The following is a 24,847-nucleotide window of genomic DNA, read 5'->3' as shown; positions in this document are numbered from 1 at the left end:
AGAAAACTCAACAGATTCTGCCGGCGAATGAATGGTTTAAAAGTTTTACTTTAATTATTGCAGTAATATATGAATAACGGAATTATAACCTATGAGATTGCGCGGTTTCCTGTGGCGACGTGGCGTGAACGGCTGCGGGGTGGGCGTTTTTTAATTATAAGTAATTTTTTAGTATTAATTTTACAAAGAGAAATCCTTAAATCACGCACAGAGTTGAAAAGAAAAATCAACGAATGAGAATGTTTTTATGGGGGTAGGGAATAAAAAAAGCCCCCGGCCTGTTAATAGTCATCCCACCTACATATTAACGACACGAGCGAACTCGCACGACCGGGGGTAATACCCTCGTTCGCGAGTTCGCTTTTTCGTTAATGTAAGTGAGACGTTGCAAAGATACAAAATTTTGTGAATATGAAGGTGTTGAAATTTAACAGGGAGTTGATAAAAAGGCTAAAAATAGCGGGAATTCGTCTGGAAGATGAGCAATTTGTGGACTTGTACAATGACTATAGCACATTACTTGAGAATGGCGAGAAGGTGTCATATATTGTGGCATGCCTGTCTGACAAATATGCCATAAGCGAGCGTAAGGTGTATGGGCTTATAAAACGCTTCAAAAGCGACTGTAAGATGTCTGCAGTATGATTTGGCGCAAAAGTTCTTACACCTAACTGAATATGACGAACTTTGCCGTATCAATTTAGTGAGACAATGAGAAAACAATACCTTTCGGCACCGCTTCCATTTCAGGGACAGAAACGGATGTTTGCCAAGGAGTACATCAAGGTGCTCCAGCAGTTTCCTGACGGTACGACTTTCGTGGATTTGTTTGGTGGCAGTGGTCTGCTGTCGCATATAACAAAGTGCCAGAAGCCCAATTCCACTGTTGTGTATAACGATTTTGACGGTTATCGACAGCGTTTGGACGCTCTGCCCATTACCAACGCCCTGCTGGCGGAACTGAGAGGAATGATAGATGTGCCAAAACACAAGGCCATCTTGGGGCAGTCAAGGGAACGTGTGCTGTCATGTATAAGAAAATATGAAAGGGACTATGGTTACATAGACTACATAACGCTGTCATCATCAGTTCTATTCTCAATGAAATATGCGACAAATTTCTCTGACTTGGAAAAAGAAACGCTTTACAACAACATCAAGGCTTCGGATTATCCACCTTGCCCGGATTATCTTGCAGGGCTGACAATAACCTCCTGCGACTACAAGACACTTTTTGAAAAATACAAGGACGTTCCGAATGTCGTGTTCATTGTTGATCCTCCATACCTGAGCACTGATGCCCAAACTTATAAAATGTATTGGAAAATGTCAGATTACCTCAATGTGCTGACCGTGCTCGCAGGTCACCGCTTTATCTATTTCACCTCTAACAAGTCCTCTATCGTGGAACTGTGTGAATGGATAGGAAAGCATAAACTGATCGGCAACCCGTTTGAGAACTGCCAGCGCAGGGAGTTCAATGCCCGCATGAATTACAACTCTTCCTATACAGATATTATGCTTTATACAGATGCTGTTTAAACGGCTTTCAAATACCATTGGAATTATGAACAAATACTATCATACGCTTGAAAAGATACTGGCTTCAGGAAAGGTCCAACAAAACAGGAAGGGCAATATCCACTACCTTCTGAATGAGCAGTTGTCGCTGACACCTGCCGACCTGCTCGACATCTTCGAGAGCCATGGAATTGCACGCAAGAAATTGAGGAATGAACTGGAACTGTTTATGCAGGTTGAGCGAAATGTGGAGCGATACCGAGATGCAGGCATAAACTGGTGGGACTATTGCGGTTCCGTGCTTGTCAATAGTTACCCGACCTATTTTGAGAAGCTTCCGCCGCTCATCGAGAAGATAAATAGGGAAAGGCGCAACAGCAAGAATTATGTGCTGTTCTTGGGAGAGACAGGGGCGGAGAGTAATCAGGCACCATGCCTCAGCCTTGTACAGTTTCAGATAGACGGTGGGGAACTGGTCGTCTCCGCCTATCAGCGAAGTTCAGATGCGAATTTAGGTCTTCCGGCAGACATCTATCATCTCTATTTGATGTCCCGACAGATTGACATACCGCTGAAGAATATAACGCTGAATCTCGGAAACGTACACATATACGAGAATAATTTGGAACAAACAAGGTTGCTGCTTAATGGTGATGAGATTGTGAAGTTTGACTTGAATGTTTGAAAAAGAATGATAAGAAACAAGAAACGCCCCAGAGAAATTTGGGGCGTTTTTCGTTGTGAGGGGGGCTCAAAAAAAGAACATTTCGTTTTACAAGACAGAACGCTTCGTTTCATTTTTTCGGAACGCTTCGTTTTGCGGATTATAATTCACGACATAGGTCTGTGCATAACTTCATAAAGAATCTGTTCTCGGCACTTAGTGCATATTGTTTCTTTGAGAACAAACCACAAGCATTGCCGGTACATGTAAAAAACGAGACAGTTAGAACTCTTTTTAATGGATCTTATCCCGAACTCACGTACCAATGGCGCTTTTTGGTAATGCAAAGGTATTTATTCAATTAGTCAAACAGCCACGATTAAAACATGCCAATATTGGCACATTTTAGTCGAAATAGCGATAAAAATAGCCAATTCACACAACAAAACTGAGCTGTAAGTCCTGAAAATCCAATAGTGTCCTATTATTAGGAACAACAGGGCGGTGTCCCACAAATAAATACTCATCGGAACACCGCTTCCTGTCTATTCTATTCTTCCCAGAGATTCATTCCACCCTTTCGGTATTCTAATTCCTCATCTTCCTCGTCAAAGACTTCGGGCTTTGCCTCTATGGGCTGATTGGGATTGTAGTCTCCACCGACACCCGGACTCGCAGTAATCATAAGACCTTCCGGTTTCAGGCGTATAATTTTGGTTCCGGGTTGTATATACTGTTTCTTTTCCATAATTCGTTTTCTTATTTAATGATTACTTTCTTTCCATTGTGAATATAGACTCCATGCTGCGGATTTTCAACACACTGACCGTTCAGGTTGTAATAGACATTGTCGGCATTCGTAGCATTGTCTTCTGCGATGGTTTCAATACCAGTTGTCAAGCCGTCTATTTCGTCAAAGTCGAACATGAGTTTTGCGCCTGCTGGCAAGTTGGCAATTTTCATGTACGCCCTGTGTACCGGAAATTTGTTGATGACAGAGGTTACCTTGCGGAAAATACCACCTTGCATCACATATACCGGGCTCGTGGCAGAAGCATCCACACGTTGGTCTTTTATTGTCACGCCATACATGATGTTTTCTGTAACAGTGTATGTCTTGTTGTCCTTCTCACCGATGGTGTAAAAGAAATCCGTATCAGTGCTTTCCTTGTCGAGTACCTTTAGCAGTACGCCTGTGTTGGCAGGCACGTATCCGTAAGATTCTGCCACACCGCCTTTCTTGTCAATGCTGAGCATATGCACATGATGTGTACTTGTGCCGTAGTCGCCCGATCCCAGAGACAGTTTGTTGCCTGCCACAAATGCGGCAACATCAGTGTTTCCTTTTTCTCTCTTATATTCAGAGAAATCCGCGTCAAACTCACCTGCGAACGTACCGTATTTTGTGCCAATTTTAACGTCCGGAATCTTATAACTTATCTTGTTGGCATATTTTTTCCAAGCCTTCTTATATACACTCTCCACACTCTTCTTGACGTAGATCTTTTGTGTGGTAAACTCCACGTCTGCCCCATTGGTCAGTTCCCATTTCACAGAACTCAAATCCACTGCCGGAGTCTTGCCTATGAAAAATACATTTTTCACAGTTGTAGTATTGTTATGCTTCAAGAAAGCTTTTATACCTATATAGTCTATGTCTGCTTTTACTACCACTTCGTTTACATTGGTCTTACAAGCATCAAAGGCATAGTCGGCAATCAGTTTGACTATGTAGTCCTTGTTGTTGGCTGCGTCTTTTACAGTTTTGAGCACTACCAATGTAAAGACATCGCTTTGCACATCGACCAGCGAGACTGCCTTTCTCGACAGTGGGAAGTATTCCACGTTGCCGTTGCCGTCGGCATTTACCTTGAACGACTTGGTTATAACGCCAAACTGATTCCAAAGCGTGTTAACCTTATATTCGTTGTAAGCATTCTCACGCACACAAATGGCAATCTTTGTCTTGTCGATGTTGGGAGCATAAAATGCTGTTTCATCAACATTGGCAGCAGGTATGGGGTGCTCTCCCAAGAATGCTATGGCATCAAGTTTCTTGCACATGTCGAACGCGTGCTTGCCAATCTTGTTTACAAGTTTTGGAATGGTAACATTTTCCAAATTCTGGATGTAATAGAAAGCGTAATCACCGATTTCCTTAATCGTCGGAGGCAACATGGTGTAATAGGTACTTGCCTTGCCGGGAGGGAAGATGACGAGTTTCTCCTTGTTCTTACTCATGAAGAAACCATCCACGCTCGAATTTGTTGCGTTTCCCTTATCCACGTTAATGGCTTTCAGGCTACCGCAGAACTGGAACGCACGTGGATCAACGCTTGTCGTAGAGGCAGGGATGTTCACCGTTTTCAGCTTGTGGCAACTGTTGAATGCCGACTGTTCGATGGTTTTCACTTTCTTGCCTATTGATATACTCTCCAAACCACAATTCTGAAATGCCGCACTACCGATAGTTTCGAGTATGGAATTATCGTCAAAAGTTGCAGTTGTCATGCTTTAGCAACCATTGAAAGCACTTTGTCCAATTTTTGTAACCGACTTTGGGAAGGCAAACGATTGCAGTTTCTTGGCTTGTGCAAAGGCGTTGCTGCCAATAGTTTGCAATTTACAAGAACCAAGAAATTTGAAGGAGGTGAGATTTTCTGCATGATAAAAAGCTAAGTTTTCTATCTTTTGTAAATTGGAGTTGGCTGCAATAGTTACTTCTTTCAACTTCTTAGCACTGTTAAAGACTCCTTCGCCTATGACTTCCAATGAAGCTGGCAAGTCTATTTTTTCAATTCCAGAACTTGTAAAAACTTTATCTCCCTTGATTTCTTTCAATGAAGATGTGGTTGCAAAAACGATTTGCTTCATTGCTTCCGTGCTATTGAAAGCAGCACTTTCAATAGCCTGCACCTTGTTGGAAACAGTCACTTTGGTTATTTTTTTGCAAAGAGAGAAAGCTCCCTCCTTAATAGTAATGGTAGATGCTTTGGTAGTATATTCACCAGTCTTTCCTGCCGGGCAATTAAGCAACTCGGTGCCTGAGGCATTGTAAAGTACACCATTGTATGAGTCGTATTTGCTGTTCCCATTTTCCACGTTGATTTCTGTCAATTTTTCGCAAGCAGAAAAAGCTGAAACACCAATTTCTGTAACGCTCTTGGGAATAGTAACAGTCATAAGTTCATAGCAGCGATAAAATGCATAAGGTTTTATTTCTTTCAACGTTGTAGGGAATATCAGTTTTTTAATCTTAATGTTGGTACTGAATGCTACATTAGTTATAATTTCTACTCCATTAGGAATGGTATAGAGACCATTGACATCTCCCGTTTTTCCAACAGGACATACAACGAGTTGTTTTCCATCGGCAGTCAACACTACACCATCTACACTCTTGTATGTAGTATTGCCTGCAGCAACTTCTATTTTTGAAATAGACCAACTATAGACAAATGGAGAAACCTCTTGCGCCCAAGAGGAAACCAAGTCCTTTTCTATATTGGAGAGGGATTTAGGAAGAGACAATGTCTTCAAGAATTTACATGCCTGAAAAGCACGCTTGGCTATTGATACCACCCCCTCAGGAACACTGTAAGTACCCCCGGTCTTAGCAATAGGATATTGTATTAATCTTTTGGGGGTGCCATTGTTTTTTCCATAGAGAACACCTTCATGAGAATAAAAAGAGGTATTTCCACTTGCTACATTTATTTCCGTAAGTGACGTGCAATTTGAAAAAACACCATCTTCGATTTCCGTAACCGATTGGGGGATCGTAATACTTGTCAATTTTGAATCACCGAATGCACCTTCATAAATTTTTCTAACTGTATTTGGTATTGTTACACTTGTCATGTTAGGACATTTGCCATAATACACAGAGATTACCTTCCATTCAATGTTTACCGAGTCTTTAACAGTTTGAGGAATAACTATATTTCCTGATTTATTTGTACCTTCGAAATCTACTTCGTGAGCAGTAATGTTGGAAATACGATAGGTAATACCATTTACCGTAAACCGGTCGTTATTGTTGGCGGCATCCATGGTTATGGACAGTGCCGACATCAACAATAATAACAATAAAAATCTTAATTGTTTCATTTTGTTTATATATTTAAATTAGAAATATTGAATAACTCTCAATGGATTTAACAAACGTTTTTGATATAAATCCTTGGATTAAATCTATAATAGAAATCTAACATACGGACACAAAAAATCAAGAACAAGGATCTTCGAAAATCCATATTCCTATTGGTGTTTCGGCACGCTGTACGCGCGCGTATGCAAAAATATTTTAAAAAGTAGTTACACCAGTAGTGCCTATGAGAGAGAGTATCAAATTATTTGGAACTACCAAATAATTCAACACATTTTATAGGAAAATAGATTTTTTCCTGCAATGCGCAAATATCTTTATATATTATCGAGAAATGCGGTGGATAACTATATCGCTCTGATGTATTCAAATTCTCTTCGTTATAATACGGGGACAAAGGTAATAAAACTTTCTTAAAATGACAAGAAAAAGCAAAAAAAATAGGTTTTGCAGAATATCCGTGAGGGTGCGCGTAGAGTCTGTAGAGTCAACCAGCAAGTGCAAAATTACAATATCTTATTGAAAAACTCATCTTTTGGTGTCTGAAATTTTAACTTTTCTCTTGGTCTTCGATTTGAAAGTTGCAAATAAACAACCAATCCGAGTGACAAATCTTAATGTTATTTTTCGTAAAGTATAACATCAAAATAAGCCAAATGCCATATTAAAACCAGTCCAAATGTCACATCAAAATCAAGCCAAACGCCACATTTGCTGATAAATTTGAAGCAATGGGGGCAATTCTAATAGAAAAACCGAAATATTGCGAAAAGACAACACTTGCAAGTCAACAGTCTAACAGTATCCTTTTCATGATCGATCATGACACAAAGAGTCAAAACCTTTCCTTCCATAGCAACAGCAGCATTAGGACTCGGGGCAGAAGATCTTATCAGTGATTTGAATTCTTTTGGATTGTTTTTTGAGACACAACAAAAATGAAGAAACTTTCATTCTTGATGGTTCTCACCGGTGTTGGTAACTATGCATACAAACGCCCTAAAGATGGTGTGCTTGTAGTACCAATTGGTTGTCTAAAAGATTAGAAGGCTATACAAATTACGGAATAATACTTGTTGTGGATAACAAAACTCAATCTTCACAACATTGGGAACATGACTGAAATGTGTTATGTATGATGAGTTTTTTATACTGAACTCGCACATCTCTTGCCTTTCAATTTGGGCAAAATTAATTGTAGGGTGCGGTGTTATACTCATGCAAGTGTAGGTCGATGGGGAATAAATCCCTACTTATGCAAAGAGATTTATTGACGGTTTGATTTTAAAGTGTTCATTAATAAAAGAGGATGTGCCTGTTTTGACACATCCTCACTTTTATATTTTTAGAAATCCTTGTTGTCAAGTATGTCTGTGAAACCTTTCGGCTCACGCTCTCCCATCGGGTCAAAGAAATCATTACCTCTGTCTTGGCTATGCTCGTTGAATCTCGGCTGGCGACGTTCACCGTGGTCACCTCTGTCTCCGCGCTCGGAACGTTGACGGCGTTCGCCTCTGTCTCCGCGCTCGGGTCGCGGACGACGCTCGCGCTCCACATATCCTTCCGGTTTAGGTATAAGACAGCGATGTGACAGTTTGTATTTTCCGGTCTTGGGGTCAATCTCAAGCAACTTGACAGTAATCTTGTCACCCTCCTTTATTCCGGCTTCCTCCACTGTCTCCAAACGTTTCCAATCGATTTCGGAGATGTGCAGCAATCCGTCTTTTCCGGGAAGTATCTCTACGAAGCAGCCGTATGGCATTATCGAGCGGATAGTTCCCTCGTATATCTCGCCCACTTCCGGCACTGCCACTATGGCACGTATCTTGCCCATTGCCGCATTGATGCTCTCTTTGTTTGCAGCCGAAACCTGAACGACACCCTTGCCGTCGATTTCGTCAATGGTAATCGTGGCACCGGTATCTTCCTGCATTTGCTGGATAATCTTTCCGCCGGGACCGATTACGGCACCGATGAACTCTTTTGGAATATCGAACTGCTCGATGCGCGGAACCTGCGGTTTCAGTTCGGCACGCGGTTCTGACATGGTGTCGGTTATCTTTCCGAGAATATGTTCGCGTCCTGCCTTAGCCTGCATGAGAGCTTTTTCCAGTATTTCGAACGACAATCCGTCGCACTTTATGTCCATCTGCGTTGCGGTGAGTCCGTCGCGTGTACCCGTCGTCTTGAAGTCCATGTCACCGAGATGATCCTCATCGCCGAGAATATCTGAGAGTACGGCATACTTGTCCTCGCCCGGGTTTTTGATGAGTCCCATTGCTATTCCGCTCACCGGTTTTTTCATCGGCACGCCGGCATCCAGCAGTGCGAGAGTACCCGCGCAAACCGTTGCCATGGACGAGGAGCCGTTAGACTCCATTATCTGGCTTACCAAACGAACCGTATAGGGGTAGTCTGCGGGAATCTGATCTTTGAGTGCCCGCCATGCCAAATGACCGTGGCCAATCTCGCGACGCCCCACACCACGCTGCGCCCTTGCCTCGCCGGTACAGAATGGCGGGAAATTGTAGTGTAACAGGAAGCGCATGTAACTCTTGTCGAGAACATCATCAACCAGTTTCTCGTCAAGTTTCGTGCCGAGCGTACAGGTGGTAAGGCTCTGTGTCTCGCCGCGTGTGAAGATGCTGCTTCCGTGCGGCATTGGCAGCGGACTTACCTCGCACCATATCGGGCGTATCTCGTCTGTTCTGCGACCGTCGAGACGTTTGCCCTCATCGAGAATGCAACGACGCATTGCGTCACGTTCTACATCGTGGTAGTATTTGTCTATCATTGCCTCGACGTCTTCTTTGCTTATCTCCGCATCGTCTGCAATCTCATGTTCTGCAAAATATTTCTCTTTGAAGTCGGCAACTATCTGTTCGAAAGCATCTGCACGTTCGTGCTTTTCGAGAGCCTTGCCCACAACTTCGTAAGCCTTTTCATAACATTCCTTGCGAACCAGTTCGCGCAGCGAGTCGTCGTTTATTTCGTGACAGTACTCGCGTTTTACGTCTTTTCCGAGTTCTTTGCTCAGTTCCGTTTGCAGTTGGCACATTGGCTTTATGGCGTCCATTGCCACTTTAAGTGCATCAAGCAGATCCTGCTCGGACACCTCTTCCATCTCTCCTTCAACCATCATTATGTTCTCGGCACTCGCTCCCACCATGATGTCCATGTCTGCATGTTTCATCTGTTCGGTGGTCGGGTTTACAACATATTTGCCGTTCACGCGTGCCACGCGTACCTCGGAAATTGGGCATTCGAAAGGAATATCCGAACATGCCAATGCGGCAGACGCTGCGAAACCTGCAAGTGCATCGGGCTGGTCTACGCCGTCGGCAGAGAGAAGCATTACATTTACGAACACTTCCGCATGATAGTCGGCAGGAAAAAGCGGTCGAAGCACGCGGTCAACGAGGCGCGAAGTAAGTATTTCGTTATCAGAAGCTTTGCCCTCGCGCTTTGTAAACCCCCCCGGGAAACGTCCTGCGGCGGCATACTGCTCGCGATAATCAACTTGCAAAGGCATGAAATCGGTACCGGGAACTGCATCCTTTGCTGCACAAACAGTTGCGAGCAGTACGGTGTTGTTCATGCGGAGCATGACCGAACCGTCGGTCTGTTTTGCAACTTTCCCGGTTTCAATCGTGATGGTTCTTCCATCAGACAATTGAATTGTTTTCGTAATTACGTTCATCTTGTTTATAAACATCTATAATAATAAAATCGCGCAAAGATACTCATTTATATAGAAATAAAAGAACGATGTGATATATTTTACTGTTTTTTAGGAATTAATACTCCTGTGTGCAGAGTCAACCGGCAAGTGCAAAGATTGTGTCAAAATCATTAAAGACAATAATTTCCATAATCTATTTTTAGCAATATCTTTTTCCGAACATAAGATAGTTTGTCATTATAGTAACGGGCAACGGTTATTCACGAGAACATACGCGAGTGTAAATTTGACATTAAACCCAAATCGGTTGAGGGTTCTAATGACCGATTGGGGTTAATGCGGAAACAAACACACATTTTCGTAAATAATAATGTGGCAAATTTGGTGGTAATACATAAAAACAGTAACTTTGCAACCGCGATTCGACTTTTTGAATTTACATCGAATCGCGGTTGCAAAGTTATGACGGTCCCATAGTTCAATGGATAGAACAAGTCTCTCCTAAAGATTAGATCCGAGTTCGATTCTCGGTGGGACTACTTCCTTAATACTGTCGAAGCCTGCTCGTTTTTTTATTTATGTCTGCAAATGTCGCGGCTAATCGGCGAATCTCCGTATGTCTTGCAGCGAAACAGAGCCTGTGATGTTTATTATCGCCAGTTCGTCGTCTTCTATGGTGAGCAGTACAAAGTCGTTCTTGTTGCCCGGCAGTGTTTTGTGGTATATTATCACTTTCTCGTCTTCTTCGCTCGCCGTCATTACCACCTTGTACTTGTTTTTCTTCATGTCGGACACAACGTGATTTCTCAATGCTGCGAAAAGACTCCTTTTCTCACATTCTATTATGCGTATTCTGTCTATTTGCGAACCGAGTTTTCCGATGTCGTGTCCGCCAATCTTTGCCCCTTGGGTCATCGACAGCATTGTTTTGCCAATGAACACGGTTGACACATATTTGTTGTTCTTATACTTTTCAAACACCGTTGTCTGTGCGAATGTGATGTTGCACAACACAGCAAACACGGCAGCCATTAATATTCTTCTCATTTGTTTCTTTTTTTTGTTTTTTTATTTGTTGCATTATCCATTATTTCAAGTCCCTTGTTGATGGAATGGGAGAATTTTGCGAGAGCCTTCTCCGCTTTCATACTTGCCGCCTCGGGGTCGTTGAAGGTTTCTTCTTCATTGGCAAACTGTGCGGCATCCGGTTTTTGCAGAGCCATGAATCCCACGCCCGCGACGAGTGCGATGCTTGCGGCAACGCCTATCACCCGGCGCATTACCACTGTACGCGTACTTCTTTCCGTTTTCTTCTCGATGATGTTCCATTGGTCTATCTGCCTTGACAGACGCTGCTCCAAACCATCGGGCACGGGAGGTTGTGCAGAGAGGAATGTTGAGGGTTGGACAGATTTCATTGCTTCGTGCAACCGCAGTTCCTCTTCGTCGGTTGTCTCTCCGTTGAAGAATTTCTCCGTCAATATGTCCAGTTCAGATTTTTCCATCATTATCATTTCGTTTGAATTGTTGTTTCACTGCCTGCCTTGCGCGGCTAAGCGATGTCCTCACTCCCGCTTCCGACAACCCCGTATTTCGTGCGATCTCTTCCATCGGCATTCCTTCGAGGTTTCGCATCGTTATTATCCTGCGCTGTTGTTCCGGCAGTTTGTCTATCAACAGCAGCACTTGTTGCATCGTTTCTGCCGCCAGCAATCGGTCGTCGGCAGTCGAATTGTCGGTGAAGCCTGTCACAGCCATTTCGCAGTCGCTCTTTTCCATCCGACGTTTTCTTTTCCGGTCGATGAATATGTTGCGCATGGTACGCATTGCGAAAGACATAGGACTATCCACTTTTGGCAATTCGCCACGCTTCAGCCACAGTCTCATAAACGCCTCCTGCACCAAGTCTTCGGCATCTTCTGCATTTTCGGTGAGACGTATCGCCACCCAGTACATCTGCTTGTGACAAGGCAGAAAGAGGCATTTGAATTCTGAAGCTGTCATCAGCGTTGCATTGTCAGTTGTCAATCATGTTTTCCAACCCTATCTTGCCGATGATGCGCACCAATGCTATAGAGTTGTCATCATCGTCGGTGGTCATTATAAGCATTTCCTTCGCTTCAGTGCCGTTGCCTTTTATTAATATCCTCGAATAGTCGTCATCGTCCAACACATTTACCATTTCGGAATATCCTTCTGCCGTCAAATCGAGTTTTTGGGCATCTTTTATGAACTTTTTCAACAGCCTCGGCACGTTTTTGATGTTCACCACCGTAATCGAGTCGCATTTCATGTTTTTAGGAACCAAATCCATATCGTCTATATCGATGCCGTCTCGCATGTATCCATTTTTGAGCATTTCGCCACTGAGGTTCACCACTTGCGCACCTTTCTGGGCACTGTATTTGTCGATAAAATTCTGCAAGGTCTGTGCCGCCATAGGCATTACCGTAAGCACTACAACCAAAGTCACAAATAATTTCTTCATTGCTTTTTTCTTTTTTCAGTTAATAATATATTTTGTTCTGAAGCGCTTTCTATACCTATGACGCATTTCCGATGATTTTGTTTCAGCAATAACAAGAAAAAATCCTTCCCCGATTAAAAAGATCACGGAAAGGACTTTCACCGCATAAAGCGTCAGAACATTTTGGCGACGCGGGCTATTCCTTCTGCAAGAACATCTATCTCCTCCTTGGTATTGTACAAAGCGAAGGAGGCGCGCACCGTTCCGAGAATGCCGAGGCGGTCCATAAGTGGTTGTGCACAGTGATGCCCCGTGCGAACGGCGATGCCGAGACGATCCAAAAGAGTACCCACATCGAGGTGATGAACGGGTTTGGCATCGGGTGTTCCGGACGAAGATGAGGTGTTGAAGAGATTGAAAGATATTACGGCATCGTGCGTTTCTGCTTGTGCCGCAACGGTTTTGCCGTATATTTCGAGTCCGTCGATTGCACCGAGTTTTTCCATTGCATGGCGTGTCAGTTCGTGTTCGTGAGCCGAAATGTTATCCATTCCGAGAGACTCCAGATAGTCTGCGGCACACGCCAAACCATGTGTGGCAACATAGTCGGGAGTGCCCGCCTCGAACTTGAAAGGCAGTCGTTCGAAAGTGGTATGCTCGAATGTCACGCGGTCTATCATCTCTCCTCCGCCCTGATACGGCGGCATTTGTTCGAGCCACTGTTCTTTCCCGTAAAGTACTCCGATGCCGGTGGGGCCGTACATCTTATGCCCCGAGAATGCGAAGAAATCGCAGTCGAGTTTCTGCACGTTGACCTTGAAGTGCGGAGTACTCTGCGCTCCGTCAATCATTACCGGCACACCATGTTCGTGTGCTATGCGTATTATGTCGCCAACGGGATTTATCGTGCCCAATGCGTTGCTAACATGGACAACACTTACAATCTTGGTACGGTCGGAGAAGAGTTGCTCGTATTTGTCAATCCGCAGCCGTCCGTCGTCGGTCATTGGTATTACGCGCAGACGGATGCCCCGCCTTTCAGCCTGAAGTTGCCACGGCACTATGTTTGAATGATGTTCCATTACAGACACGATGACCTCATCGCCTTCTTTCATAAACTGCTCTGCAAACGATGATGCCACGAGATTGAGGCTCTCGGTGGTGCCTCGCGTGAAGATTATCTCCTCTGTCTTTTCGGCATTTATAAATCTGCGTACACGCTCGCGGGCAGCCTCGTGCAGGTCGGTTGCCTGCTGCGAAAGGTAATGCACGCCGCGATGCACGTTGGCATTGACGTTGAAATATTCTTCCGTCATGGCATCTATTACCGCACGCGGTTTCTGTGTCGTGGCGGCATTGTCGAGATATACCAGTGGTCTGTCATAGACCTTGCGACTCAAAATCGGAAAATCTTCCCGAATCTTATTTATATCGTACACTTCGTATGATGTGGGTTAAACATTAAACTAACGGAAAGGTAAGAGATTGCAACCGGTGCACACGCCTCCTTTATGGTTGCAAATTTAATCATTTTCGGTGAGAATGACAACAAAGTGTCATCTTTTTCGACAAGCGGGTACTCGAAAAGACATCGGTAAAAGTAATTACTTTGGCAAAGATATTGAAAAATAATTCCGCATAATAATATCCGTATATATTTTTTATTGACACACGTTCTGTCGCGAGTTGGCAACGAGCATGTTTGTCATCATACGGAAACCGTCCGGCAATTTCGGCGAAATTGGTAAGTAAAACCGCCGAAATTGGTCGGTAAAATCGGTGAAATTGTAACACGATTAAGTATAAACCCAAATCAGTCATTAGACCGAATTTGGGGTAAACGGTTAGAGACTTCTGCAAAAGTAACCAATTTTGAATTGGTCTGTCGAAATAAACCGGTATGTAGACAAAAAAGGAGGACGTGCCGGTTTGGCACATCCTCCTTAAAAATGGTTACCGTGTTACTTAAGCATTACTTTCTTGCCGTTTACGACATATATCTGTCCGCGCTTCAGGTTGCTCGTGTCACCATCTATGTTTACGAGACGACCGCCAAGGTCATACACCTTGGCACCTGCGAGTTTGTCGGCAGAAATACCATCGATGTCGTTTACAGGCTCTTTCTCCAAGTCGAAATCAACCTCCTTGTCTTCTGCGAACGGCATAACATCGACAAGTTTGGTGTAATACCCTTCCAATTTAGCACCGAGTGTGGCTTGCACCGACGGGTCGGCAATCATCATCTCATACTTTCCGTTTTCGTCGGTGTTTATCGTAACAGTGTATTCGGAACCTATCGAATATGACATTTCCACACCTGCCAAGGGCTCTTTGGTATTCAAGTCGCGCACCACCCCGTATATCTTCTTGGCAACAGTCTCAAGTGCAAAATTCTGCTCAACATCGGCAGTAAGGGCATTTATCTCTGCCTCGGCATCCACGAAAGACTCCGCCTTAACGGTCAACTTATAGTCGGCATCAAGCAGTCTCAATTTGAAGCCATATATTCCTTCGGCAGATGTCTTTACCGTTGCCATCACCTTGCCGGCGGCATCTTTCAACGTTACCTCGGCATCTGCAACGATGCTGTTGTCGCGTGCGGAAGTTATTTTACCACTGATTTTGGCAGCCTTGCGGAGTGTTACGTCTCTGACCGTTCCTTCCTCTACCTTACCTATCTGAACACTCTTAAGTTCATAGTCTTTGGTCGCGTCAACCTCCATTACATAATCCTCCAACTGAATCTGCTTGACGTTGATTTCATACTTTCCGTCATCGCCTGTCGTACAGTTGTATAGTACGTCACCACTCTTCAGTCTGACAGAAGCACCCTTTACGGGTTGTGAGGTTTGTGCATCGGTAATCGTTCCCGACATCTTGTTTCCTACTTTCACGGTAAAGTACGCAACAGGTGTCCGATTTTTCGTATTGGTACCCAGTTCCTCCGGTGTGGCATGGTCGTTCTTGTTCGTGAAACAAGTGTAGTAATTTTCATCTATTGCAAACTGGCAGCCGCCTACCCATCCCGGAGAAGTTTTCTCAAAGATTATGCGCACGCTGTGTACCCCGTCGAACACTATCGGATTCTCTGTAAGGTCGAGTTCTATCTCGGTAAGTGCGGGTGTTGAGTTTGTCGCTCCTTCCGGTGCGATGTTCTCGTATGTCTTATCCACGATTACGTGTGTCATCATTTCTTTTGCGGCAGTCTTCTCTTCGGGCGTAACCGACTTGATGTTTGCAGGGTCGCCGTCTGACGTTCCTAACCATGCGTTCAATGTGAAATTGATGTTGTTTTTAGGTATTGATGCCCACATCTTATATTTTATCTTCGTGATTGTTCCGCCTACCGCCACTCCGTATGCTTTCAGCATATCCGGGGTGTAGTATATGTCGCTCACGGAGTTGTTATAATACATGTTGAGCGGAGTATCGGTGGTCTTTGTCGTACTATCGCATACTTGTATCAGACCGCCTGCATTTTCTGCTTCGATCACTATATCCATCGTTTCTGTGGCGGCAGTGTTCCCACCTTGAACGAACTCTATGTATGCAGGGAATGTTCCCTCGACATGAGGCGTGAACGAGAATGCGAAATTGGCACTCGTGCCTTTCTTTACCTCGACGGCTTCTGCCACTGCCACCGCCTCGTTGTTAACATATAGTTTTGCGGTGTACGTTCCGGCGGCAAAGTCTTCCGTTGTGTAGTTGGTTGCCTTTGCCGTGGCATTGTATTTGAAATTCACCATGCCTTTCATCGGCATGTCGGCTTTCTCCATGAAAAATCCTTTTGCAGGTTGCAGTTCGAGATTCTTGTTCTCCACCGAGCCGCCGCTCATGTCAATATTCTCCTTCGAGGGAGTATATCCTTCGGCAACGGCTTTAAGTTCGTAAGCAAGCGAGGGCTTCATTATAGTCATGGAATATTTGCCCTCACTGTCGGTCGTTGTGCCATACAGCACATCGCCTGCAGTTGCCGTCACCGCGGCGCCGTTTATCGGTCGGTCAGTATCCTTGTCGGTAACGATACCGCTTAGTTTCGGTGCTTCTGCCTCTATACCGAAATAAACAACAGGCAAGATTACCGGTGTAGATGAGAAAGTACTCGTTGAAGCGATCACCCACGATGCTGTCTCCAAATCTCCATTGTCTATGCCGCGACGTATCGATTTTTTTGTTTCGCAAATACTGTAGTCTATGCCAAACGACATGTTATAATTCTCGACAGACGAGCGTACACTTATCACGATGTTGCCACCCTGATATACATAAGGCTCGGATAGATTTAACGTAATGAGATCTTCGTGTGCATCGGTTGTCTGTGTCTTGTTGGGCGTAACTTCTCCGTCGAATACCTTGGTGAGCGTTGCGTTGTCAACCGGTGTGAGCGGATTTGCGAACTCGCTGAGTTCGGTCTTGCCAATATACACTTGCAGGTTGATTGGCACATCATTCATCGATGTGTTACGACCGCGGTAGGTAATGCTCGTTATCTTGCTTCCCGGTGCTATTCCGTTAAGGTCGGAGGGGAGATAGACAGACTGTGCCTCGCTCTTCTTGTAATATGTACCTACCGGTGCATGGTAACTGTTTCCCTGTGCGGGACCGCCAACTTCAATAACAGAAGAGAATATTTCCTCGGATATTTTAACGTTCATTGTCTCTGAAGAAATCTCGTATCCGTCGGCGAACACGAACTTTACAACAGCATCGAATTCTCCTGCCATGTGTGGAGTAACATCAAAGTTAAAGTCGGTCTTGCCACCTGACGCGATGCTTGTTCCCGGTATTTCCTTGACAACTTTTTCGTTGAAAAGTACTTTTACCACATAATCTGTCGCGTTCTCTGTCTTTGCGAGCATGTTCTGTGCATTTACCGATACCGTCATCTTCTCGTTTACGACACCCTCATTGGGCATCGATGCCTTTATGTATATTTCGTGAGGCAGGTCAACTCTCTTCGGAGCGATGATGTTGTCAACGAATACCGGTTTGTTGTTTCCAGCCTCAAAAGCGACATAATACTGCCCGGTAGGAATGTTGCCGATGGTATATCGCAAGAACTCATAACCGTATTTCGGGGCATTCTTCTCCGAGAACTTGTCTTCTGCCGGTGTACCTTCTGCCGTGCTCAACGTGCGCAGCAAAGTCCAATCCTTACGGTTTGCAGAGTAATAAACCTTCAGTTCTCCGTCTTTCGAATAGTAGCGTGCCGCCTCAAAACTAAGATTATCGCCGGAGGTAAAGTCGAGCAACGGCGTTATCATCTTGAACGGTCCCTGCGCTTTCGGACTGACATAGGTCTTCATAAACGCGTTCCTCTCGTTTCCGGGATAGCCGGCATCGCTAGTGTTTTTTGTCATCCATCCGTATTCGTAATATCCGTCCTTGATACTTTCCACAATCATGCCAATCGTGGAGTCGTCTGTTTCAAAATCTACGAAATACTTGTCTGTCCCGACAATTACCGCTCTCAGTTTGAGCGTGAAGTCGCCGGCATTGCTCTTTATCAACAAGTCGCCCTCTTTCATTCCGGCAGTTTCCGTGGTGGCGATGTTGAATTTCACACTTTTGTGCGGTTCGATGTTCTGTGCCGTCAGTGTTGTTGTAAAGCCTTCCGGCTCTGTCACGCTCTGTATTTCCAGCGGTGCGCCTCCATCGTTCAGAGCCATGACATCCTGTGTCAATGCAGACAAAGATGCACCGAGATACATCTCGTCGCCACTCGAATATGTTTTTGTGGAGTTTCCGGTCTTGGTCTGCAATTTGATAATAGGGACATAAGGTACCACTTTCACATTCTTTGTTGATTTGTACGTCCCCGAGATGTTCTCGTATATCCGGAAACTGATACCGTTTGTTTCAGCCGCAGGATAGTCGTCTTTGTCGAGTGTGGCCGTAAGTGTGAGTTCTCCCGACGTGGCTTTCATTGCAAGGTCTTCGTCAACAGGCACTGTCACGATGTGTACATGGTCGGCCTTGTCTGCTCCGCCCCCGGCATTATATTTGTATAACGAAACGCTGTAATTTTCGGTTCCCTTTGCAAAATCGAAGTCTCCGTTGTTCGTCACCGTCGTGGTAAACGTCACTTTGAATTTACCTTCTGCATCTGCGTCGATGAGTTGGTCGGTGTTCGGCATTACGTCGTTTACCTTCAGGCTTGCCATCTTTTTGAAATTCGCTGTAGTGGCAGTGAAATCATCCACATAGCAATACACCATTCTGATACCTATGTAGGTATAGTTTTTCAGTTCGGGAAGGGTATAAGTAACAAAATCGTTCGTGTTCGGAAGCATTAACGATTTCGCATCAAGCAAAATACCCTTTTCCCATTTGTCGCCGTTTTTCTGCATGGTGTAGAACTCTATGAAACCGTTGGTTACCACCTTTTTCATCTTTATGGTCACGGTTCCTTTCACGAGCGGCGTAACAAGAAAGTCCCAAATGTTTACATAGTCCTCGGCATACGAGTCATAAACCGCACCCGCGCCCGCCTGCAAACAACCGGTATTATCAATGCCGCCCGTTGTGTTATAAGTGTATGGAACGTAAGTCGGCACGTTGCCGTAGCCGATGTTCTCCACTCCAACCATGTGTCCCCAGCCCAAACTTACCAAAAAGTCACGGTTTTCGGCACCGTGGGCATTTGAGTTTGTTGTTATCGGGGTGTTAAAATCGACCTTGTAGTCGTTCACCACATCGTCTTGAGCATTGACACATAAACTTGCCAACAACCCGAAAAACATTAATAAACAGACTTTCAGATTTCTCATAAGCATTATTATAATTTAAGGTAAATAAAAAATACGTACTAAAAGAATTTTAGTGATTGGTGGGCAAACCTGTTCAATTATGGCTTGCAACATTTTTTAATAATAAGAGGGAAATTCTCCTATACCGGAGAATGTTCCCTCTTATGTTATCGCCGGGTTGTTATTTTACAACAAATTTCTTCCCGTTACGGATATATATACCCTTACCCACATTCTCAACGCGCTGTCCTGCGATGTTGTATATGGGGGCATTCGTGTCTGCTTCGGCATTTACACCATCGATTCCGGTAGAATTGTTCTTTTGGAATGCCGTCACACCGATGACAATATTATCTTTCAAGGGAACAATTATACCTGTTACCGTTGCTTCATCGCCGGTTACCAGTGTCGATAAGTCTGTCCCTTCTAATGTACCCCACCTGCGATAGAACTGGACGGTGTTATGATCCTCGTCCTCAAGGAAATAGTTTATACGAGTCTTTTTATTACCTTGATTATCGGTGTACTCTTCCTCTACGGTAGATACTTTTCCCGAAACCTTAACCAATTTGCAAAACATTGCGGCACTTACATCTTCTATCGAAATCTCGTTTGGCATAACTTCGCCATCGGTGGCCACAAGGTTGTTCTCGGTTACGGCAGTAACTTCCGGCATTTTTTTATACAATTTATACTCCTTAACCTTTATTGTGCCGTTAAGTTTCTGTCCTGTTGTGAACGGAAGGTTGCATTCGTAGAAATCTATTGCACCGGTTGCGTCCTCAATGAACATGTCCCTGTCAACTGTGAAATTCACACGCGCATCGGTCAGTTTCAAGATAGCTTTCGCACCCTCTCCGAGTGCTTTGAGTGCCGCGATGTTGTCAACCTCGGTATAAACCTCCTGTATCTCTCCTGCAACGAGTTTGATGTCATCTATTCGTCCGTTCTTTTTAGCTACAATATTCTTAAAAGTAAGCGAGAGTGATGTTGCTCCCACAGGAACGTTGATTACTGCTCCTGTCTTGCTAACCTCCGTTACGGTTACGCCTTCGGTAGAAGATGTAATTTCTATTTTACTTTGATTATATTTATATGTAAGCGTAAACATGCCGCTTTTACCCTGTAAGTCGTTAATTGCAACACTCCATGTCTCATTATTCTCAGGTTGGGGGAGAAGTAGTTCAAGGTTTGCCTCATCTTTCGAATTGGTATAAATTTTGGCGTATTTCGGTGCCGCACCGTCTTTTGTGTTGATGGTATAGACAGCCTTTTGGTTTACAACTTCACTTACAAGTTTACCTTTTTCTGCCGTCTGCCAGTTCTCTTCCCAGATAACGGTCTGCCCTTGTGCATAAGCACCGAGACTCAATGTCGAAAATAATGCCGCGAGGGCAATGTGTAAAGTTTTTCTCATATTCTATATATTTTAATTGTTTAGATTGATGCAAAGGTAACAAAAAAAATACACAAAAAAATAATAACCTCAATATTTTTATGTATATTTAACCCGTTGGCAGAATTGGGGAGAAATGTATTGTTTGCAGAGTTTCGCGGTATTTTCGATGTTTTCTTTATGTCATTGGGAACGGTCTGTCACTCTCCGTACAAAAGTGAGAATGGCAGACCGCTCCTTGTTCGCGATAAGATCTGCCTCATAAACATTGCATTCAAAAAAGAATGGCATGATACATACATCAGTAATCCACAGTGTTGTAACTCCGCACGAGGCTCTTCATGGCATTTGCCACGGAGAGTATGTCCTTGGGCGAAGATACAAAAATTTCCTCTTTGTATTCCGGCTCTGACTTTATTAGTAGTAGCGCAGTTCTTTTGTCGTTACGTCGTCGGGCGACAGTCGTTGATAACAGAATATTAGTTCGCCCGTACACTCGTCAAACAACATCTCACGGTATATAATGAAAGGTCTCTTGATGGTTTCGCGTGTCAACAATGGCACAAATGTGTTGAAACTGTCCGAATAATCATTACTGCCGCCGAAACGTGTTAGCAGAATCTGCGTATCATGTTCCACCTGACCTCCTCCGGAATAGTTTATCTGCGAATTGAGCGTCAGCGTGTGGCATCCGTTTTCCTTCCACTCTTCCGTGCCAATACCTTTCGCCACCATTTGTGCAGTATTATATTGTCTGCGTATGTTTTCAACTTTCTTTTTTATGCCTTGCGCCGATGAAATCTGCGTGGCAAAGAACAAAATTGTAAAAACAAAAATAAGTTTTCTCATGGTTTTCCAAATTTTCATGTTTGTCATTCAGGATACAATTCTCATGTCTGCAAATATAATAATAAAACTCGTAACATAAAAACAAAGTTGTCAATGTTTTTTGCCAAGAACGTTATCACGGGCATAACACATGGTGCTTTATTGCATATTGTCCGTGCCCCGCATCCCTTTCTGCAATCAGTTCAGCCGATTTTGTAAAGCAAATTAGGCGGAATTGCAGACCAAAACCGCCCAATTCGGAAAGCAAAACGGGCGGAATTGAAAAACAATTCCACCAGTTCCGCATCTTATGTTTTAACCCAAATCGGTCATTAGAACCCTCAACTGATTTTGTCCGATTGTTGAGCAGATGTGCAGCCGTTTCATCGAAGGCGTAGAGGGCTGCGTCGGGATGTAATGGCTGCGCAGATGGCAGCAAGCGGGCTAAAGCAGTAGGGAAGCGTAACGGCAATGGCAAATCTGAGCAAATGCGGTATAATGACCGATTTGGGTTTAATGGCAAGAGCGAGAAAGAACGCTCTTTGCCTTTCGGTGCCTATCCCACTCTGCTTCCCGGTTTCACCTCATCGGCAACCGAAGCGAGATGCAGCGAGCCATCGGCATCTACTGCCGAGAGTATCATTCCCCTGCTCTCGATGCCCATCATCTTGCGCGGAGGGAAGTTGGCAATGAACAACACCTGCCTGCCAACGAGTTTTTCCGGCTCGTAGTATGCCGCAATGCCGCTGAGTATGGTGCGTTCCACACCGCTCCCGTCGTCTATCGCGAACTGTAGCAGTTTCTTGGATTTCTTCACTTTCTCGCATCTCAACACTTTCCCGACGCGTATGTCCATCTTCTCGAAGGTGTCGAAATCGGTGTATTCCTTTACCGGTTCCGGCTCGTATGCGGCAATCTCGTTGGCTTTCTTGGTATCTTCGAGTTTCTTTATCTGGCGTTCCACCGTCTCGTCTTCAATCTTCTCGAACAGCAGCGAAGGCTCTGCCAGTTGGTGTCCCGGTTCGAGCAGGTCGGCGTTTCCGAGACTTTCCCACGACAGTTTCACGTCAGATGTCTGCATGCAGTTTGAAGTCGAGTCCGTGATGTCTATATTGAGCATTCCTTGCAGTTTCTTTGACGAGAACGGCAGGAACGGTTCGAAAGCGACGGACAGGTTTGCCGTGAGTTGCAGACAGATGTTGAGCACCGTAGCCACACGCCCTTGGTCGGTTTTCCACACTTTCCACGGCTCGCATTCGGTAATGTAACGGTTGCCGAGCCTTGCGAGATTCATTGCCTCGAACTGTGCCTCGCGGAACTTGAATTGGTCGAGCATGGTTTCTATTTTCGCTTTCACGGCGGCAAGTTCTTCGAGTGCCGCCTTATCTATGTCGAGCAATTCTCCTCTCGCCGGCACCTTCCCGTCGAAATATTTCTTGGTAAGTTGCAGTGCGCGGTTCACGAAATTCCCGTATATTGCCACCAGTTCAGAGTTGTTTCGCTCCTGAAAATCTTTCCACATGAAATTGTTGTCCTTGGTTTCCGGCGCGTTGGCGGTAAGTACATACCTCAACACGTCTTGTTTGCCCGGCATCTCCGCCAAGTATTCGTGCAGCCATACCGCCCAGTTGCGACTTGTGCTTATCTTGTCGTTCTCGAGATTCAGGAACTCGTTTGCCGGCACGTTGTCCGGCATGATGTACTCTCCGTGCGCTTTCATCATAGCCGGGAAGATGAGGCAGTGGAACACGATGTTGTCTTTTCCGATGAAATGCACGAGGCGCGTATCGGGATTCTGCCACCATTTCTGCCATGTCCCCCAGCGATCCGGATTACTGTCGCACAGTTCTTTTGTGTTGGAGACATATCCTATCGGTGCATCGAACCATACATACAACACTTTACCTTCGGCTCCTTCCACCGGTACGGGTATTCCCCAGTCGAGGTCGCGCGTCATGGCACGCGGTTGCAAATCCATGTCGAGCCACGACTTGCACTGCCCGTAAACGTTCGGTCGCCATTCTTTGTGTCCTTCGAGTATCCACCGTTTGAGCCAGTCCTGATACTTGTCGAGCGGCAGATACCAGTTTTTGGTGTCTTTCAACACCGGTTCCGAACCGCTTATCGTGCTTTTGGGGTTTACAAGTTCGTTAGGCGACAAGTCTCTTCCGCATTTCTCACACTGGTCTCCGTATGCCCCTTCGCTGTGGCAGTGCGGGCATTCGCCCGTTATGTAACGGTCAGCGAGAAACTGTTGTGCCTCGTTGTCGTAGTATTGTTTTGTTGTCTCCTCCACCAATTTTCCATCTTCATAGAGTTTTCGGAAGAAATCGGAGGCAAACTCATGATGTGTCTTGCTTGTGGTGCGGCTATATACATCGAACGATATTCCGAACTCTGCGAACGAGTCTTTTATCATTTTATGATAGCGGTCAACCACGTCCTGCGGCGTTATCCCTTCTTTCCTTGCACGCATAGTTACCGGCACTCCGTGTTCGTCCGAGCCTCCTATGAACATCACTTCTTCTTTCTTCAGCCTCAGATAGCGCACATATATGTCGGCAGGCACATACACTCCGGCCAAGTGTCCGATGTGAATTCCACCGTTTGCGTATGGCAGTGCCGATGTTACCGTCGTGCGCTTGAAATTTCTTTTCTGTTCCATTCTATTCAATTATTTGGGCGCAAAGTTACGAAAATACTCCGAAAAACATGTAAGCAGGCGTTCAAAAATGAACGTATCTTCTCATCGCACCTGTCAGTTATGACATTCCCGGCAACCTTGATATTTTACCATGACCGTATTTTTGTCAACAATCTGCGGTCAAGAACAGTTTGTCACCGGGTTTCCGCAGAGCCATTCCTCCTCTATCCAGCCCGTGTGTTTTTTGTCCAATGTCCGCACTTTCACCCATCCGTTCTTTATTTTCAACGGCCTGAGTTCTTTTTCATCGCCAAACGAAAACTCCACTGCCGCCTTGCCGTCAGGCAACTTGCGCAGATATAGTTGCCTGCCGTCATAATTGCGTGTTGCCACGGCTATTGCGGAGTAATGTATGAAGCATGGGCTTTTCTCATCGTTCATTGATACTTTTTCTTGACTTTCAACATCTTCCAAGGTGTTAGGAACAATCTCCCACCAGCCGTTTCTCACGTTTCTCACACACAAGGCGTATATTCCCGTTACAAGTCTCTTTACCACCTTGCCTCCGGGGGCATTTCTTATGTTTGTGTACTGTCCTTCGGAATCTTGTATATACACGTTAAACGACTGTGCGTTTACACAAACGGCAACCATTGCCAACATCAATGCCGAAATAATTCTTTTCATTCTTAAATCGTTGTTTATTGGTTATTGATAATAATCTATATTACTTTGACATACAGGTTGTTATTTATTGCGAAATTTTTCGCAAATATAATGATTTCTTT

18 protein-coding genes and 1 tRNA gene are annotated in these 24,847 nt (G+C 44.7%); 4 read left to right on the top strand and 15 right to left on the bottom strand.

Annotation, left to right across the window (positions count from 1 at the left end; translation table 11 throughout):
- Nucleotides 1–411 precede the first annotated feature (411 nt).
- The 3 genes from EII32_RS09200 to EII32_RS09190 all read left to right on the top strand — a co-directional run bounded on the left by EII32_RS09200 (nt 412) and on the right by EII32_RS09190 (nt 2,206).
- Complete coding sequence (locus EII32_RS09200; RefSeq protein ID WP_125235133.1) at nt 412–645, top strand: hypothetical protein; 234 nt, start codon at nt 412–414, stop codon at nt 643–645.
- A gap of 66 nt (nt 646–711) precedes the next feature.
- Nucleotides 712–1,542 (top strand): DNA adenine methylase, encoded by an 831-nt coding sequence (locus EII32_RS09195; protein ID WP_125235132.1) that lies wholly within the window; start codon nt 712–714, stop codon nt 1,540–1,542.
- 25 nt (nt 1,543–1,567) lie between these two features.
- Nucleotides 1,568–2,206 (top strand): thymidylate synthase, encoded by a 639-nt coding sequence (locus EII32_RS09190; protein ID WP_125235131.1) that lies wholly within the window; start codon nt 1,568–1,570, stop codon nt 2,204–2,206.
- Between the two features lie 529 nt (nt 2,207–2,735).
- Here EII32_RS09190 and EII32_RS09185 read toward each other — a convergent pair.
- The 4 genes from EII32_RS09185 to EII32_RS09165 form a co-directional block, all read right to left on the bottom strand.
- A complete protein-coding gene (locus EII32_RS09185; protein ID WP_125235130.1) occupies nt 2,736–2,933 on the bottom strand; it encodes a hypothetical protein in 198 nt (65 codons plus the stop codon).
- A gap of 11 nt (nt 2,934–2,944) precedes the next feature.
- Nucleotides 2,945–4,696, bottom strand: a complete 1,752-nt coding sequence (locus EII32_RS09180) for a leucine-rich repeat domain-containing protein (protein ID WP_125235129.1) — start codon at nt 4,694–4,696, stop codon at nt 2,945–2,947.
- A gap of 3 nt (nt 4,697–4,699) precedes the next feature.
- A complete protein-coding gene (locus EII32_RS09175) occupies nt 4,700–6,295 on the bottom strand; it encodes a leucine-rich repeat domain-containing protein (RefSeq protein ID WP_125235128.1) in 1,596 nt (531 codons plus the stop codon).
- 1,343 nt (nt 6,296–7,638) lie between these two features.
- Complete coding sequence (locus tag EII32_RS09165) at nt 7,639–9,993, bottom strand: polyribonucleotide nucleotidyltransferase (protein ID WP_125235127.1); 2,355 nt, start codon at nt 9,991–9,993, stop codon at nt 7,639–7,641.
- A gap of 449 nt (nt 9,994–10,442) precedes the next feature.
- Here EII32_RS09165 and EII32_RS09160 point away from each other — a divergent pair.
- Nucleotides 10,443–10,514 (top strand) — tRNA-Arg (locus EII32_RS09160).
- Nucleotides 10,515–10,572: 58 nt separating this feature from the next.
- On the opposite strand, the gene EII32_RS09155 is transcribed toward EII32_RS09160, so the two are convergent.
- The 11 genes from EII32_RS09155 to EII32_RS09105 all read right to left on the bottom strand — a co-directional run bounded on the left by EII32_RS09155 (nt 10,573) and on the right by EII32_RS09105 (nt 24,746).
- Nucleotides 10,573–11,022, bottom strand: coding sequence for a DUF4252 domain-containing protein (locus EII32_RS09155; protein WP_125235126.1), 450 nt, complete (start codon nt 11,020–11,022; stop codon nt 10,573–10,575).
- Nucleotides 11,019–11,483, bottom strand: coding sequence for a hypothetical protein (locus EII32_RS09150; protein ID WP_125235125.1), 465 nt, complete (start codon nt 11,481–11,483; stop codon nt 11,019–11,021). Before EII32_RS09150 ends, EII32_RS09155 begins: the two co-directional genes overlap by 4 nt.
- Nucleotides 11,467–12,003 (bottom strand): RNA polymerase sigma factor, encoded by a 537-nt coding sequence (locus EII32_RS09145; protein ID WP_158611167.1) that lies wholly within the window; start codon nt 12,001–12,003, stop codon nt 11,467–11,469. The genes EII32_RS09150 and EII32_RS09145 overlap by 17 nt, the downstream gene beginning before the upstream one ends.
- Nucleotides 11,993–12,463, bottom strand: a complete 471-nt coding sequence (locus tag EII32_RS09140; RefSeq protein WP_125235123.1) for a DUF4252 domain-containing protein — start codon at nt 12,461–12,463, stop codon at nt 11,993–11,995. Before EII32_RS09140 ends, EII32_RS09145 begins: the two co-directional genes overlap by 11 nt.
- Nucleotides 12,464–12,615: 152 nt before the next feature.
- Nucleotides 12,616–13,881, bottom strand: coding sequence for an aminotransferase class V-fold PLP-dependent enzyme (locus EII32_RS09135; RefSeq protein ID WP_125235122.1), 1,266 nt, complete (start codon nt 13,879–13,881; stop codon nt 12,616–12,618).
- A gap of 522 nt (nt 13,882–14,403) precedes the next feature.
- A complete protein-coding gene (locus EII32_RS09130) occupies nt 14,404–19,212 on the bottom strand; it encodes a carboxypeptidase regulatory-like domain-containing protein (protein ID WP_158611166.1) in 4,809 nt (1,602 codons plus the stop codon).
- A gap of 160 nt (nt 19,213–19,372) precedes the next feature.
- Nucleotides 19,373–20,608: a hypothetical protein gene (locus tag EII32_RS09125; RefSeq protein WP_125235120.1), complete on the bottom strand. Its 1,236-nt coding sequence runs from the start codon at nt 20,606–20,608 to the stop codon at nt 19,373–19,375.
- A gap of 396 nt (nt 20,609–21,004) precedes the next feature.
- Complete coding sequence (locus EII32_RS09120) at nt 21,005–21,436, bottom strand: hypothetical protein (RefSeq protein WP_125235119.1); 432 nt, start codon at nt 21,434–21,436, stop codon at nt 21,005–21,007.
- Nucleotides 21,437–21,551: 115 nt separating this feature from the next.
- The gene (locus EII32_RS09115; protein ID WP_125235118.1) at nt 21,552–21,893 is read right to left on the bottom strand and encodes a hypothetical protein; all 342 of its coding nucleotides are present in this window, start codon (nt 21,891–21,893) and stop codon (nt 21,552–21,554) included.
- 78 nt (nt 21,894–21,971) lie between these two features.
- Nucleotides 21,972–24,080, bottom strand: a complete 2,109-nt coding sequence (metG, locus tag EII32_RS09110) for a methionine--tRNA ligase (RefSeq protein WP_125235117.1) — start codon at nt 24,078–24,080, stop codon at nt 21,972–21,974.
- Nucleotides 24,081–24,239: 159 nt separating this feature from the next.
- Entirely contained in the window at nt 24,240–24,746 is a 507-nt protein-coding gene (locus EII32_RS09105) for a hypothetical protein (protein WP_125235116.1), read from the bottom strand.
- Nucleotides 24,747–24,847: the final 101 nt, after the last annotated feature.

It is taken from the genome of Prevotella sp. OH937_COT-195 (assembly GCF_003932845.1).
Lineage (GTDB): Bacteria > Bacteroidota > Bacteroidia > Bacteroidales > Bacteroidaceae > Prevotella.
This window is presented reverse-complemented; position numbering and strand designations above follow the sequence as displayed.

Bases quoted from the DNA above. Each gene is read 5' to 3' on its own strand.
- EII32_RS09200 (WP_125235133.1), top strand. From the start codon at position 412: ATGAAGGTGTTGAAATTTAACAGGGAGTTGATAAAAAGGCTAAAAATA.
- EII32_RS09195 (WP_125235132.1), top strand. From the start codon at position 712: ATGAGAAAACAATACCTTTCGGCACCGCTTCCATTTCAGGGACAGAAA.
- EII32_RS09190 (WP_125235131.1), top strand. From the start codon at position 1,568: ATGAACAAATACTATCATACGCTTGAAAAGATACTGGCTTCAGGAAAG.
- EII32_RS09185 (WP_125235130.1), bottom strand. From the start codon at position 2,933: ATGGAAAAGAAACAGTATATACAACCCGGAACCAAAATTATACGCCTG.
- EII32_RS09180 (WP_125235129.1), bottom strand. From the start codon at position 4,696: ATGACAACTGCAACTTTTGACGATAATTCCATACTCGAAACTATCGGT.
- EII32_RS09175 (WP_125235128.1), bottom strand. From the start codon at position 6,295: ATGAAACAATTAAGATTTTTATTGTTATTATTGTTGATGTCGGCACTG.
- EII32_RS09165 (WP_125235127.1), bottom strand. From the start codon at position 9,993: ATGAACGTAATTACGAAAACAATTCAATTGTCTGATGGAAGAACCATC.
- EII32_RS09155 (WP_125235126.1), bottom strand. From the start codon at position 11,022: ATGAGAAGAATATTAATGGCTGCCGTGTTTGCTGTGTTGTGCAACATC.
- EII32_RS09150 (WP_125235125.1), bottom strand. From the start codon at position 11,483: ATGATGGAAAAATCTGAACTGGACATATTGACGGAGAAATTCTTCAAC.
- EII32_RS09140 (WP_125235123.1), bottom strand. From the start codon at position 12,463: ATGAAGAAATTATTTGTGACTTTGGTTGTAGTGCTTACGGTAATGCCT.
- EII32_RS09130 (WP_158611166.1), bottom strand. From the start codon at position 19,212: ATGAGAAATCTGAAAGTCTGTTTATTAATGTTTTTCGGGTTGTTGGCA.
- EII32_RS09125 (WP_125235120.1), bottom strand. From the start codon at position 20,608: ATGAGAAAAACTTTACACATTGCCCTCGCGGCATTATTTTCGACATTG.
- EII32_RS09120 (WP_125235119.1), bottom strand. From the start codon at position 21,436: ATGAGAAAACTTATTTTTGTTTTTACAATTTTGTTCTTTGCCACGCAG.
- metG (WP_125235117.1), bottom strand. From the start codon at position 24,080: ATGGAACAGAAAAGAAATTTCAAGCGCACGACGGTAACATCGGCACTG.
- EII32_RS09105 (WP_125235116.1), bottom strand. From the start codon at position 24,746: ATGAAAAGAATTATTTCGGCATTGATGTTGGCAATGGTTGCCGTTTGT.